This is a genomic window from Proteiniphilum sp., assembly GCF_034927365.1.
Taxonomy (GTDB): domain Bacteria; phylum Bacteroidota; class Bacteroidia; order Bacteroidales; family Dysgonomonadaceae; genus Proteiniphilum.
Genome location: NZ_JAYFQD010000010.1, coordinates 257,644 through 270,617, shown reverse-complemented (window position 1 = coordinate 270,617; position 12,974 = coordinate 257,644). Strand labels below are relative to the sequence as shown.

The following is a 12,974-nucleotide window of genomic DNA, read 5'->3' as shown; positions in this document are numbered from 1 at the left end:
TAATAACACAATTATAGGAAGAATTTTGCCTAAATTCACCTTTTTGTAGCACAGATTATTTTGTCATACGATAATGTAGGGCACCCGTATCTATAAAAACATTAAAATACTGGATAAAAGAACATTACATATTTTGGCTTAGTTTTTGTATGGATGTTTTTACATTAATCCTGCAAGAAAATGAAGCTAATCACCTTTTCGGGGCCCCCTTCATCCGGGAAGACATCAGTCCTGTTGAAGCTTATCCAGACGATAAAGGCCCAATCGCATACGGCCGGAGTGATAAAATTCGATTGCTTATATGCCAATGAAGCGGAACAGTTCAGCAAGATTGGCGTACCGGTGCAAGTGGGTTTATCAGGCAATCTCTGCCCCGACCATTTTTTCGTGAGCAACATCCAGGAAGGTGTCATCTGGGGACACGGGGAGAAATTCGATTACCTGTTCACCGAAAGTGCCGGTTTGTGCAACCGCTGCTCACCCCACATAAAAAACGTGCAGGCGGTGTGTGTCATCGACAACCTGATGGGAATAGATACGCCACGGAAAATCGGCCCGATGCTACGGATGGCCGATATTGTAATCATCACCAAAGGCGATATTGTATCGCAAGCCGAACGTGAAGTGTTCGCATTCCGGGTAAGGCAGGCCAATGCAAAAGCGAAAATCATGTTTGTCAACGGGATTAACGGTCAGGGAATTTATGAGCTCTCCATGCTGATTTCTGCTGCTCCACCCACGCTGATGCTGGCAAACGAACGACTTCGCTTCTCGATGCCTGCCGCGCTTTGTTCCTATTGCCTGGGTGAAACCCAGATCGGCTCGGAGTTCCAGGTCGGAAATCTGAGGAAGATGAATTTTTAAGATTAAAAACAGCGTTATGTGCAATTCCAATACAAAACTTGATTTCTCCTCGATCATGCCGGTATTCGGTGACTCCTTTTACCTGTCACCCCATGCCATCAACATGCATGTATCCATGCCGTGCCCGTTGAAGGTGCCTTTCAACCAGTTTTTTACTCCTTACGTGAAGGAATACAATGCTTCGCACGCGACACCTATCTATTGCCCGAACATTATGGATTGTTCGTCCGAAGGCATCGAATGGATGCTGCGTACGGCAAAGAGTGAAAGTGATTTGCCGGATATTATTGTCACGAGTAACTACCGTATCCTGTTTTCCGGGGCTTTTTACGATACATTCATGAAAACGGGCAGATATAAAGGGCTCATCAGGGACGATTACAAGCGGAAGATGCCGGCTGATCTGGCCGGCAACTTGGAGAGAAGTAATCTCGGAATACTCTGCTTCAGTTCATGGAGTTTCGTGCAGGACTTGACGGTGGAAGGTGTCCCGACGGATATCGAGTCATGGGAACAGATTATTTCACCCGATCGAAAAGGAGAGATCACCGTCCACGGACATATCGACAAAGCCACTTTCGGACTGGCTTATTTTATTGTGAAACATTGGGGCAAGGAGGGGCTGGTCCGTTTTGCGCAGAACATCACGGACATAAAACATTTTTCCAATATCATCAAAAGAATGGGGTCGGCCGATCCGGAAAAGACAGCCCTCAACCTGTTGCCGGATGTTGCCGCGTCAAAAATACCCTCTTCCAAAAAAATAAAAAAGCTGAACCTGAAAGAAGGCAAAGTGCTTGCACCGATGGTGCTGATGGTCAAAGCATCAAAAATAGAAGCATGCTCCGAGATCCTGGAAAAAATAGGAAGCCGGGGGTTCTCCGACCTACTCAAAAATGGCGGATGCATCATGCCCGATGCGCTCGATCCGGAGATAACGTATTTCATTCCTGACTTTTGGGAGATTGCCGATCGTTATGAAGAAGTGGAACAGGAATTGAATAAGATATACCTGGGTAATCTCCCGATGAAAGAAATAGAGGGAAAAATAAAGGTCGGCAGTTTATGTAAATAATAGTGCGCGGGAAGGTAGAAAGGAGATATGCTATATGATGACAGAGGAGATATACACCCCCGAACAGTGGGAGGAAGAACAGGAAACTGCCTGGATGGTGGATACCGGAGTAGCGCGGATAGAGGAGCCCGACAGTGTGAATACAATCACCATCCTCGGGGGAACCGACAAATCGGGACAACCCGAAAATATCGAACTGACGTTTTCCTCCGGAAGCATCACGGGTATCGTGGGACCTACCGGCTCGGGCAAGAGCCGTTTGCTGGCCGACATCGAATGGCTGGCCAACCGCGACACTCCTACCCGACGAAAAATATTGATTAACGGGAAAGAGCCGGACAACAAAAATCGGTTTGCACTTGAAAGTAAGCTGGTGGCACAGCTTTCCCAGAACATGAATTTCGTGATGGATGCCACCGTCCACGAGTTCATTGGTATGCATGCCGAAAGCCGTTGTGTGAAAGAGCCAGAACCTGTAATCACCGAAATTGTAGCGCAGGCCAACCGGCTCGCCGGGGAACGCTTTACAGGCGACGCCCCTCTGACAAGCCTTTCCGGAGGACAGTCACGTGCATTGATGATCGCGGACACGGCCTTCCTGAGCAGATCGCCCATCGTACTGATCGACGAAATCGAAAATGCAGGAATAGACCGGAAAAAGGCGTTGAACCTTCTGGTGCGGAAAGAGAAAGTCGTTTTACTTGCCACGCACGACCCCATCCTTGCGTTGCTTGCCGACCAGCGTGTCATTATCAGGAACGGCGGGATTATCAAAATAATCAAGACGGAAGAAGCCGAAAAAAAGATGCTGTCGAAACTGGAAAAATTCGATAACAAGATGCAAAATCTACGTGACAGGCTCCGGCGGGGAGAAATGATCGTAAAATAATAAAACAGCACAGGAATCATGGAACCAATCAACCTCTACCCGATAGGAATTATCCATACGCCGCATGCCGACGTAAAAAATATGCCGATCCAACCGGTAGCCGCTGAAGGTGTCAGGGGCTGGATCGAGCTGTTCCCTGAATATGCGGAGGGATTGAAGGACCTGGAAGGCTTTTCCCATATCACCTTGCTTTACCGTTTCCACAAGATAGAAGGGTACAAACTGACTGTCATCCCATTTATGGACACACAGGAGAGAGGCATATTCTCCTGCAAGGCACCCAAACGGCCCAACGCCATTGGTCTTTCCACGGTGAAGTTGGTTGGCATTGAGGGGAACCGGGTTCATATCGAACAGGTGGATATGCTCGACGGCACACCACTGATCGACATCAAGCCGTTTTATCCCCGGTATGACAACCGGATTGAAGGGGTGAAAATCGGATGGTTGGAGAAAAACAAGGATCTCCCCCTGGAGGCCTTGCGTTCGGATGAAAGATTCAAATAGAGAGACCGACCAGCTAAAAGAATAACCGACAGCCCCCTATGCCGGCAGCATTATTTACCGACCAGGACTTCCGTGGACTTGATGATCGCATGTGCTTCTTCACCCACTTTCAAATCTAAATCTTCCACACTATCTACCGTTATCACTGAAACAATCTGTTGCCCATTACCCAAATCAATAGTCACTTTCGCCATTACAGCTCCCAATTTAATGTCGGTGATTGTCCCTTTCAAATCATTTCTTGCACTTAGTTTCATAATCAAAATGTATAAGTAAATAGTTATTCATATTTGAAACGTAAATATCGATATCTTTGTTTGTTTATATCGCTTATTTTCAGGGAAAAGCAACAGAAAAGGAGGGTGATTCCAATCATTTATAATACTTTGGAGCGAAGATATAGTTCCTAAAGAAACGGTGGGGTTTATCCCATACATTTTTGTCTGTTTTCATTTTGAATCCGTACATTTTTGTAATACTATCTGACCACATCTTTTTGTAATTGTCTTATTTACAATGAATAATATCTTTGGCTTCGTTTTTGAATAGAAATTGGTAGCAACTGATCTGGCATATGCGGTTCAATCGGACCGTATCATTCGGGGATCAGAAAAGAAAGAGGAAAGATATGGTGCAGGACAAAAAGATCGTAAAAGAGGGGTGGGTGTTATTGGTTTTGTTTTTGGGCTTATTATCGGTGATGCTGGTCTCGTTTTCCGTCGGCCGTTATTCCCTGTCCGTCCCGGATATCCTGCGTTACCTCTTTACCGGTCAATACAACGACGACAATCTTCCCATTCTAATGAACGATATCCGTCTGCCGCGCATTCTTGCCGCAGTGATTGCCGGAGGGGGATTGTCCGTCGCAGGTGCGGCATATCAGGGGTTATTCAGGAATCCGATGGTCAGCCCCGATATATTAGGAGTCAGCCAGGGAGCCGGCTTTGGGGCGGCTCTGGCAATTTTGCTCTCTTTCGGGTTCGCCAGAGTACAATTGATGGCTTTTGCTTTCGGGTTGGTTTCCGTGTTTTTGGCATTGTCTTTTACTAAAATGATGCGACGGGGAAGGGATCCCATCCTTATGCTGGTTTTATCCGGAATGATCGTCGGTTCGTTGTTCAACGCGCTGATCTCGTTGGCAAAATTCGTCGCCGATTCGGAATACAAGTTACCCGACATCACTTTCTGGTTGATGGGTAGTCTTTCAAGCATCACCATCGACAGGGTAATTTTCATCCTCCCCGTCGTGATTATCCTGCTCTTGTTGATGTATATGCTTTCCTGGCGGTTGAATATTTTTTCTTTCGGTGAAGAGGAGGCCAAATCGTTGGGAATACATACCGGGAGGTTGAGGATAACCATTATTGCCTGTGCTTCTTTACTCACGGCGACCATTGTATCCATCACCGGCCTGATAGGATGGGTGGGGTTGATCATCCCGCACGCCGCCCGGTTCATTGTCGGCCCAAACCACCGGTTTTTGATCCCGGCATCGTTCTTGTTGGGTGCCGCTTTTCTATTGCTGGTCGATGATCTGGCCCGTTCTTTTTCTTCATTGGAAATCCCGTTGGGCATCATCACTTCCATTATCGGAGCGCCTCTCTTCTTCGTGATTCTTATCGCCTCTTCGAAAAAAACGTGGTAAAATAGTGACAGCCTATGCAGATTGAAATAGAACATGCCGACTTGGGATATGGGAAAAGGGTGATATTGCATAATGTCTCGCTGAAGGCCGAAACCGGTCAGACAATATGCCTGTTAGGCAAGAACGGGGCAGGAAAGACCACCCTTTTCAAATCTTTGCTGGGTATTTTGCCTGTCATAGCGGGAAGTGTGAGGATTAACGGAAGCGACATATCGAAGTTGAACCGTATGGAATTTGCCCGGCTGGTAGCCTATGTCCCCCAAGCCCGGATACTCCCCTTTCCGTTCTCGGTGCGTGAGGTGGTGCTATTCGGCAGGACGCCGCATCTCTCCCCATTCTCTGTCCCCGGGAAAGAGGACAGGAGAATTATGGAGGAGTGTCTTGAGATGCTGCATATCGCACATCTGGGCAATCGCACCTTTACACGGTTGAGTGGAGGGGAGCAGCAAATGGTGATTATTGCGAGGGCACTCGCGCAACAACCGGCATTTATCATCATGGACGAGCCGACTTCGAGTCTGGATTTTGGTAATCAGACCCAAGTCATCTCCAAAGTGAATGAACTGAAAAGACAGTCGTTGGGAATCATCATGGCCACCCATTCGCCCGATCAGGTCTTCATGTGTGATGCCGACGTGGCAATCGTCCATGACGGCAAATTATGGAAGCAAGGATATTGTAACGAGATTATCACCGAAGAGGTGTTGCGTGAAGTCTACAAGGTGGATGTGACCATTTCGGATATCGGTCGTTACACCGGTCAACCCCGCCGGATTTGTGTGCCGAATATCCGATGATTTTTTTGCGGATCGTTATACAATTCATTTGTTTTGCCGAGCATAGAAAATGTCTAACATTAGTGAATATAATTGTCTATTAAATAGTTTTTAGGTTATGGAAAAATTCAAAGTATCAATTGTAGGGACAGGACCGGGAGATGTGAGCCTGTTGACCGTCCAGGCGGTGGATTGCCTCCGTGATGCCGGCGTAGTTTTATATGATTGTCTGCCAGCCACCAATGTGCTGAAAGAGGTACGGCCCGGGACGGAGATTATCTTCGTGGAAAAATTTCCGGAGAACGGGGAAGAGGCGAAAGATATCGTTCAACTCATCGAATATTATTACCACCAGGGGCTGAAAGTGGTCCGTTTAAGGGCCGGTGACGGCATGATGTTCAATGGTGCTGATGTGGATGCACGCAGGTTGACGGAGTTGGGTATTCCCTTTCGGATAGTGCCAGGTATCACCGCCGCCTGCGCCGCCTCGAATATTTTCGCGATTCCGACGACGGAGATCCACAAGAGCAACGCCCTTGTCCACCTTATTGCCTTAGAAATGGACGAGCGGCACATCAGGCATATCGCGGGGTTGTTCCGGTATGGGACTACCGTGGCGCTTTATATGGCCTATGATAATCTGGAAAGGATTTTCACACTGTTTCGGGAAGAAGGTGTAAGAGGGGAAATGCCGGTGGTGATTGCTTCCATGGTCTCGCTGATAGATGAGGATTGCGCGGTCACTACGATGGATCGGGTTTTTGAAACAATGGAAAAAAGAGAAATGGTCTCACCCTTCGTCCTTTTCATAGGCCATCATGTGACGGCATACCTGAAGCCGGGGAATAAGATGGAGCATCTCACCGCACAAAAAAGGCATTCAGCCCGACGGGTGGATACCGTATGAAGGAAACAAAGTTAATAACCGATGTAAATATTTAAAAATAAAATTGACAGGTTCACCGACGGGATCGGCAGTAGTGAATTACAGCGTTTCAGCCGTGAGAACCTGTAACAGGTACTGAGCCTTTTGTCCGGGATAAGCCAGTTCGAAGCGGGAGAACGTAATGTATCGGTTTATTTTCAATCCGGCACGTTTTGGCTTACGCAAAAATCTATGGCAGAGTTGTTTGGAGTGAAAGTCCCCGCTATTAGCAAACACCTGAAAAATATTTTTGAAACCGAAGAATTGGCGAAAATTCAGTTATTTCCAAAATGGAAACAACTGAAAGTACCTCTAAGTGATGCTAAAATGAGAAGCCTGATCTGGACTCCCGATGCAAGCAGCGCCACAGCTTTGATTGGCAATACGCCCGATGCTTTCGGCCAGACCTGGCATCTGCCTGTGGATGAGAGCCACCCCACTTACAAGCAGTTTATTGGGTTGGCTTCAGAAGTTTACGGCAAGCAACTGAAATATTCGGTAGTGCCGAAATTCATTTTTAAGATCGATGCAATGTTTAATAAAAGTGTAAAAGAGTTGCAGGAATTGTTGCCGAGATATGAACACAATAATGTTTTCGATGATTCCAAATTCAGAAAAAGTTTTTCGGATTTTGAAGTGACGACTTATCGAAAAGGAATGGAGCAAATCAGGGACGAACAATCTTCATTCCGGAAATAAAAACTATCTTTACAATGTATAAATCAGATAATCAACAAATCTCGTTTTTTTTGCTCTGTAACTGGTTGTTATTTTGATAGATAAAAGTGCGTTTTGATAGCGTTTGTTTAAGGCATCAATCTCACTGATGATATTTGCCCTTTCACTTCTTTGGGCTTTTGCGGACCCGCTTTCTCCCATCCAGTACGTCCTGTACATCTTCAAACAGCTCTTCGCTGATTATTTTCTTTTCTCCATTGGCTTTTTCCTATGCCATTTTCCAAACCTACTCGACACTGTAATTATTTGTAGCGATTTGTTCAAAATACTTCAAAAATCGTTCGGATTAGGGTTTAAAAGTTATGGTTACAAAATAAGTTTTACAAGAATTACATTATCTTTGGGTACTAGAATTAAATCCTTTATCATTTTGCGCTCCCGTTTTCTGAAATATCGCCATTTGATTTGATATTTTTACTGGTTGTTATACGTAATATTTTAAAAAACAAAGATGAAATAAAAAATGATATTCATAAAACTCTATAGAAACTTTACCTGAAGACATCACTTTCAGTAAGGCAGATGAAGAGTTTATGACAAAATTAAATCAATATATTAACCAGCATATTGATATTTCATTATCTTTTGAGACTATCGCAGAATATATGGGAATGAGCCGTACCTCTTTTTATGCAAAAATGAAAACAATTAAAAACGTAGGAATTAATACATATATTACACAGCTTAAAATGAAACGCGCCATGGATTTAATAAGCCGAAAGGAAATGAGGAGAAGTGAAGTAGCATATTCTGTCGGGTATAATGATGCCGGATATTTTAGTACAGTCTTTAAACAGGTAACAGGCAAAATGCCAAGGAAATATCAAGGTGAATAACATTATAAACAATCATGACCTTTCTTGCGTAAGACGGATAAATAAGTGTAAGGTAAAAATATATTGAATGACTAATAATACCAATACAATGAATAAAAAAGAGTCATATATCATTCGTCAGGCAACACAAGAAGAAGTGGAAAGCATCGCTGTTGAATGGGCTGCAAAAGAGGGTTGGAATCCGGGGTTTTATGACACTCCATGTTTTTATCTGACCGATCCCAAAGGTTTTTTTGTGGGTCTCTTGGATGAAGAGCCTGTTTCTTGCATTTCAGCAGTTGCTTATGACCAACACTTTGCATTTCTTGGATTTTATATTGTGAAACCGGAATATCGTGGAAAGGGATATGGATTGAAGCTGTGGAATACGGCAATGGCTTATTTACAATCCCGGAATATTGGCTTGGATGGGGTTGTTGAGCAGCAAGCTAATTATAAAAAGTCAGGCTTTAAGTTCGCCTACAGTAACATTCGCTATGAGGGCGCGGCTATATCCACAGCCGAGCGGTTTCCGGAATTGGTGCCACTTTCAGAAGTTCCTTTTGATGAGATAGTTAAATATGATGCCGCTCTTTTCCCTGCGTCCCGTTCCCAGTTTCTTCACCGTTGGGTTAAACAACCCGGTAGCTTGGCGCTTGCAGCGTTACGCGATGGTAAAGTCAAAGGATACGGTGTAATCAGGAAATGTAGGGCCGGTTACAAAATCGGCCCTTTATTTGCCGATGCTGCCGATTTGTCCCATAAACTCTTTCTGGCTTTGGGTAACGGCATTGCTTCCGGAAGCAAGATATATCTTGACATTCCGGAAGTAAACCATGCTGCTATCCAACTGGCGGAAAACCGGGGGATGAAAAAAGTGTTCGGAACAGCCCGGATGTACACGAAATACCAACCCGATATCGACCTCAATAAGGTATTTGGAGTGACTACTTTTGAGTTAGGATAGAAAAGTTGGGATAGAAAAAACGTTCGGACATACAGTGGTATTCATTTCATCACCATAGTCAGAACCACTTTGCCCTCTTTTATTTCTTCCCTGATTGATTTTGTTATTCCAGAGATGATGATCAAGCTCAATCCGTCGGAATCCTGCACCTGATTAAGAATAGTTCCCAAGGTTTCGTCTGCTGTAAAGATGACACTTTTTTCGTTAGTCTGTTCGGAAAAGATAATGGCAATTTCCAGCCCGCCGGTAGTGGTAACTGTCTTATTTCTATCCTCGGTTTCCCCTTCCTGAAAACAAAGCTGCAAGGTTTCCTCTATGATGAGATTGAGGTTATTGATTTCTTTGTGCCTGAAGAAATGTTTATTACAGAAAGATTCCATATGTGCCCGCATGTCATAGAAATCGAAATTGCTGTCGGCAATATGATAATAAAAATTCCTTATACGATGGATAAACGCTTTTGTTTTTTCTTTCTGCGGGTGATCGAAGATATCGGCAGGAATACCTTCTTCATAAATAATACCTTCGTCCATGTATAAGATGCGGGTGGAGACATCACGGGCAAATTTCATTTCGTGGGTAACAATGGCCATGGTCATGCCGTCAGCGGCCAGACGGCGGATAACGCCGAGTACTTCGCTTACCATGGTAGGGTCGAGGGCGGAGGTTGGTTCGTCGAAGAGGATGATCTCGGGATCCATGGAGAGACACCGGGCAATAGCAACACGTTGTTGTTGCCCGCCCGAAAGTTCATCCGGGAAAGCATCTTCCTTGGCCGAAAGCCCTACCAACTTCAGCAATTCACGCGCCCTTTGTTCGGCTTCGCTTTTGTCTTTCTTCAGTAACTTAATGGGGCCGATGGTGAGGTTATTCAATACCGTAAGGTGCTCGAAGAGATTGAAATTCTGGAATACCATCCCCATTTTCTGGCGTAGGAGATTAAGGTCATTTTTAGGTGACATAATATCCTGTTCATTTACCCATATTCTTCCACCGGAAGGTTTTTCCAGAAGATTGAGGCATCGGAGGAATGTACTTTTTCCTGTCCCCGAAGGACCTATGATAGAGATGATTTCTCCTTTCTTTATCTCTATGTTTATATCTTTTAATACCGTCAGTTCTCCGAATTTCTTTGACAGGTGTTCTACTTTAATCATAGGTTACAATTTAATTATTATCAGCTGTGGGTCTCTATTTCCTTTTTTTCCTTACGGGCGATGTTTGTATTTGGATCTTCTCCATCAGAAATGTGAGCAACCAAGCCAATACAAAATAGATAATGGCCACCATAATCAAAGGGAAGAAAGCTTCAAAAGTACGGCTCCGTATAATATCGCTGGCTTTGGTCAAATCTTGAACGGCAATATAACCAACAATGGCAGTCATTTTTACCAATGCTATAAATTCTCCTTTATATACCGGTAATACTCTTTGGATGGCTTGTGGCAATACGATATGGATAAAAGTTTTTACCCTGCTGAATCCCATGGCAATACCGGCTTCTGTCTGACCTCTGTTGACACTTTCGATGGCAGTTCTGAACATTTCGGAAACATAAGCGGCAAAATTCATGGCAAAGGTGATGATGGCAACGGTGACTCCGCTGATATTGAACGAGGCTAAGATTACATAAAACATGATCATCAACAATACTACCTGTGGTATACCACGGAGCAGGTCGATATATACTTTTGCAAATATTTGCAATCCCACAGATTTGCTCATTCTCATTAAGCATATCAATGCGCCCAGCAAAGTGCCCAGTAATGCAGCCATAATGGAAATGAGGAAGGTTACCTTCAGCCCGTTCCAAAGGAGAATATATCTGTTTTCCAGGATAATATTGTTGTAAAAACTTCTTTTTATTTTTGTAAAGAAGTTTTTATCGGAAAGTTCTGAAGTGTCGGAAGTATCGACTTTGACTGTGACTAAAATTTGAGGGTTGACGAAATAACCGTCAGAGAAATTCACTGCTTTGCGGCGTTCTTCCGTTGCCGTCAGGTTGGAAATGACGAGATCGGCTTTTTTTGATTCAAGAGCGGCAATCAAGGCGGAAAATTTCATGTCATAATATTGAATCGGCCTTTTGAGTTCATAAGCGATTCTCTCGATCAATTCGCAATCCAATCCCACGATTTCATTATTGGAAATAAAACACATGGGTTCCCTGTTCGCAGCAATGGCTACCCTGATAGGTTTTCCTTCCGTGACTTTCGGAATATCCGTTCTTATATAATTAGAGCCGTCTGTTCTTACCCAATGCTGGATGATGGTATCGAGTAAACCGCTTTGTCTGAAGTTAATGAGTACATCATTTACTTCTTTGAGTAATTGCGGGTTCTCTTTTGAAAAAGCAATAGCTGCATAGTCATTTATATATTCTTTGGGAAGTAAATGAAGGTCGCGATTTTTATTGGCTGCTTTCAAGGCTGTGGTATAGGCGGTGATGACATAATCTATCTTGCCGGCTTGCAGGGAAGCAATGGCATCCATGATATCGTCGAAACAATATAGTTTGGCTTGGGGATAATGCGAACGTATGTACATTTCGCCCGTTGATCCTGTCATGGCGCCGATCGCGGCATGATCCACATCACTGCCGTCACGGAATTGTATGGGTGTGGGTTGACCGAAACCAGACTTTTTTCCGGAGGCCACCCCTGCATCAGAAGTGCCATTGTCTTTAACCACCGCGGCAATTCCTCCTTGATAATAAGGATCGGTAAAGAGTACCGTTTTGGCACGCTCTTCGGTAATGGTCATACAGGCCCCGATGAGATCAGTTTTTCCTGATATCAGAGAGGCAATCAGCGAACCGAACTCCATGTTCTGGATTTCAAGTTTCATATCCATGCTTTGGGCAAGGAGACTGACAAATTCAATGTCGAACCCTACTATTTGAAGCTTATCATCGAAAAAGGAAAACGGTTCATTAACAGCATTGGTGCCGAAGGTAAGTACTCCATTTTTGCCTTCCCATTTCATTTGGGGCATGGGGGCAGGTTTTCCTTTTGCGGGAAACCATCTTTTTATCATGTCGTCGTAACGGCCATCCGTTTTCAATGCTTTGAGTAGCGAATCAGCTGCTTGTTTCAAAAAGGTGTCTTTCGGACGAACGGCTATACCGTAATTGTCAACGGTAATCAGTTCGGGTAACATTTTCAATCCCGGGTTTTGAGCCATAATATTGCGAAGAATGGGCTCGTCATACGCGGCGACCTTTTCAATGCCTTTTTGAACAGCTATACAGGCATCCAAAGGCGAATTGTAGTACGCACAGGTGGCATCGGGAAATTTTTGCCATACCAGTTGGTCGGCAATGGTGCCGGTAACTACGGCAAATCGTGAATTGCCGATATCTTCCAATTTGGAGATTTCTTTTTCTTTTTTTTCGGAGCAGGAAAAAAAGAGACAGACCAGCAGTGAGGTAAGAATAACAAGAGGCAGGTTTCGCATATAATTATTCAAAAATAAAGAGATTGGTAAAGCCTGTCATATCGAATACATTTTTTATGTCGGCATTCATAGCACGTATAATTACTTTACCGCCTTTTTTCGCAGCTGTTTTCTGGAGAGTGAGGAAAAGGCGCAATCCCGAACTGCTGATATACTCAAATTCATTACACTCAATAACTACTTTTTGCATATTGCCTGCAATAAGAGGAGCTATTGCCTTTTCAAATTCGCCGGCAGTAGCCGTGTCTAATCTTCCGATGATCTTAAATAATGTCTCGTCCCCATTATCTTTAATTCTAATTTCCATAGGTGATTTA

General features: G+C 44.2%; 14 protein-coding genes and 1 pseudogene. 10 read left to right on the top strand and 5 right to left on the bottom strand.

Annotated features, from left to right (window positions below):
• Positions 1 to 180: 180 nt before the first annotated feature.
• Genes VB073_RS08300 through tsaA form a run of 4 tightly spaced genes read left to right on the top strand, consistent with a single transcriptional unit; the run spans position 181 to position 3,335 of the window.
• Entirely contained in the window at positions 181 to 864 is a 684-nt protein-coding gene (locus tag VB073_RS08300; protein WP_323403693.1) for a GTP-binding protein, read from the top strand.
• A gap of 16 nt (positions 865 to 880) precedes the next feature.
• Positions 881 to 1,939: an ABC transporter substrate-binding protein gene (locus VB073_RS08295; RefSeq protein ID WP_323403692.1), complete on the top strand. Its 1,059-nt coding sequence runs from the start codon at positions 881 to 883 to the stop codon at positions 1,937 to 1,939.
• Between the two features lie 34 nt (positions 1,940 to 1,973).
• Positions 1,974 to 2,828 (top strand): ATP-binding cassette domain-containing protein, encoded by an 855-nt coding sequence (locus VB073_RS08290; RefSeq protein ID WP_323403691.1) that lies wholly within the window; start codon positions 1,974 to 1,976, stop codon positions 2,826 to 2,828.
• An 18-nt stretch (positions 2,829 to 2,846) separates the two neighbouring features.
• Positions 2,847 to 3,335, top strand: a complete 489-nt coding sequence (gene tsaA / locus VB073_RS08285) for a tRNA (N6-threonylcarbamoyladenosine(37)-N6)-methyltransferase TrmO (protein ID WP_323403690.1) — start codon at positions 2,847 to 2,849, stop codon at positions 3,333 to 3,335.
• Positions 3,336 to 3,385: 50 nt separating this feature from the next.
• Here tsaA and VB073_RS08280 read toward each other — a convergent pair whose 3' ends face one another.
• Entirely contained in the window at positions 3,386 to 3,592 is a 207-nt protein-coding gene (locus VB073_RS08280; RefSeq protein WP_323403689.1) for a TOBE domain-containing protein, read from the bottom strand.
• Positions 3,593 to 3,909: 317 nt separating this feature from the next.
• Between VB073_RS08280 and VB073_RS08275 the strand changes: the two genes are divergently transcribed.
• The 3 genes from VB073_RS08275 (at position 3,910) to VB073_RS08265 (ending at position 6,663) form a co-directional block, all read left to right on the top strand.
• The gene (locus VB073_RS08275; protein WP_323403688.1) at positions 3,910 to 4,980 is read left to right on the top strand and encodes an iron ABC transporter permease; all 1,071 of its coding nucleotides are present in this window, start codon (positions 3,910 to 3,912) and stop codon (positions 4,978 to 4,980) included.
• Between the two features lie 14 nt (positions 4,981 to 4,994).
• Positions 4,995 to 5,777 carry an ABC transporter ATP-binding protein gene (locus tag VB073_RS08270; protein ID WP_323403687.1) on the top strand — a complete coding sequence of 261 codons (783 nt, stop codon included), beginning with the start codon at positions 4,995 to 4,997 and terminating at the stop codon, positions 5,775 to 5,777.
• Between the two features lie 97 nt (positions 5,778 to 5,874).
• Entirely contained in the window at positions 5,875 to 6,663 is a 789-nt protein-coding gene (locus VB073_RS08265) for a uroporphyrinogen-III C-methyltransferase (protein WP_323403686.1), read from the top strand.
• 78 nt (positions 6,664 to 6,741) lie between these two features.
• Here the strand turns inward: VB073_RS08265 and VB073_RS08260 are convergent, their stop codons facing one another.
• Positions 6,742 to 6,867 (bottom strand): hypothetical protein, encoded by a 126-nt coding sequence (locus tag VB073_RS08260; protein ID WP_323403685.1) that lies wholly within the window; start codon positions 6,865 to 6,867, stop codon positions 6,742 to 6,744.
• A 6-nt stretch (positions 6,868 to 6,873) separates the two neighbouring features.
• Here VB073_RS08260 and VB073_RS08255 point away from each other — a divergent pair, with 6 nt between their 5' ends.
• The 3 genes from VB073_RS08255 to VB073_RS08245 all read left to right on the top strand — a co-directional run bounded on the left by VB073_RS08255 (position 6,874) and on the right by VB073_RS08245 (position 9,201).
• Positions 6,874 to 7,380: a hypothetical protein gene (locus VB073_RS08255; RefSeq protein WP_323403684.1), complete on the top strand. Its 507-nt coding sequence runs from the start codon at positions 6,874 to 6,876 to the stop codon at positions 7,378 to 7,380.
• A gap of 572 nt (positions 7,381 to 7,952) precedes the next feature.
• Positions 7,953 to 8,255, top strand: a complete 303-nt coding sequence (locus VB073_RS08250) for an AraC family transcriptional regulator (RefSeq protein WP_323403683.1) — start codon at positions 7,953 to 7,955, stop codon at positions 8,253 to 8,255.
• Positions 8,256 to 8,343: 88 nt separating this feature from the next.
• Positions 8,344 to 9,201, top strand: coding sequence for a GNAT family N-acetyltransferase (locus VB073_RS08245; RefSeq protein ID WP_323403682.1), 858 nt, complete (start codon positions 8,344 to 8,346; stop codon positions 9,199 to 9,201).
• Positions 9,202 to 9,638: 437 nt separating this feature from the next.
• Here the strand turns inward: VB073_RS08245 and VB073_RS17445 are convergent.
• From VB073_RS17445 to VB073_RS08230, 3 genes and pseudogenes are all read right to left on the bottom strand, one after another.
• Positions 9,639 to 10,358 (bottom strand): annotated as a pseudogene (locus VB073_RS17445) (amino acid ABC transporter ATP-binding protein); the annotation flags it as partial.
• Between the two features lie 34 nt (positions 10,359 to 10,392).
• Complete coding sequence (locus VB073_RS08235; RefSeq protein ID WP_323403680.1) at positions 10,393 to 12,657, bottom strand: ABC transporter permease subunit; 2,265 nt, start codon at positions 12,655 to 12,657, stop codon at positions 10,393 to 10,395.
• 4 nt (positions 12,658 to 12,661) lie between these two features.
• A complete protein-coding gene (locus tag VB073_RS08230) occupies positions 12,662 to 12,964 on the bottom strand; it encodes an STAS domain-containing protein (protein ID WP_323403679.1) in 303 nt (100 codons plus the stop codon).
• Between the last annotated feature and the right edge of the window lie 10 nt (positions 12,965 to 12,974).

Coding starts and splice junctions, on each gene's coding strand:
- VB073_RS08300 (WP_323403693.1), top strand. CDS start 181: ATGAAGCTAATCACCTTTTCGGGGCCCCCTTCATCCGGGAAGACATCA.
- VB073_RS08295 (WP_323403692.1), top strand. CDS start 881: ATGTGCAATTCCAATACAAAACTTGATTTCTCCTCGATCATGCCGGTA.
- VB073_RS08290 (WP_323403691.1), top strand. CDS start 1,974: ATGATGACAGAGGAGATATACACCCCCGAACAGTGGGAGGAAGAACAG.
- tsaA (WP_323403690.1), top strand. CDS start 2,847: ATGGAACCAATCAACCTCTACCCGATAGGAATTATCCATACGCCGCAT.
- VB073_RS08280 (WP_323403689.1), bottom strand. CDS start 3,592: ATGAAACTAAGTGCAAGAAATGATTTGAAAGGGACAATCACCGACATT.
- VB073_RS08275 (WP_323403688.1), top strand. CDS start 3,910: ATGCGGTTCAATCGGACCGTATCATTCGGGGATCAGAAAAGAAAGAGG.
- VB073_RS08270 (WP_323403687.1), top strand. CDS start 4,995: ATGCAGATTGAAATAGAACATGCCGACTTGGGATATGGGAAAAGGGTG.
- VB073_RS08265 (WP_323403686.1), top strand. CDS start 5,875: ATGGAAAAATTCAAAGTATCAATTGTAGGGACAGGACCGGGAGATGTG.
- VB073_RS08255 (WP_323403684.1), top strand. CDS start 6,874: ATGGCAGAGTTGTTTGGAGTGAAAGTCCCCGCTATTAGCAAACACCTG.
- VB073_RS08250 (WP_323403683.1), top strand. CDS start 7,953: ATGACAAAATTAAATCAATATATTAACCAGCATATTGATATTTCATTA.
- VB073_RS08245 (WP_323403682.1), top strand. CDS start 8,344: ATGAATAAAAAAGAGTCATATATCATTCGTCAGGCAACACAAGAAGAA.
- VB073_RS08235 (WP_323403680.1), bottom strand. CDS start 12,657: ATGCGAAACCTGCCTCTTGTTATTCTTACCTCACTGCTGGTCTGTCTC.
- VB073_RS08230 (WP_323403679.1), bottom strand. CDS start 12,964: ATGGAAATTAGAATTAAAGATAATGGGGACGAGACATTATTTAAGATC.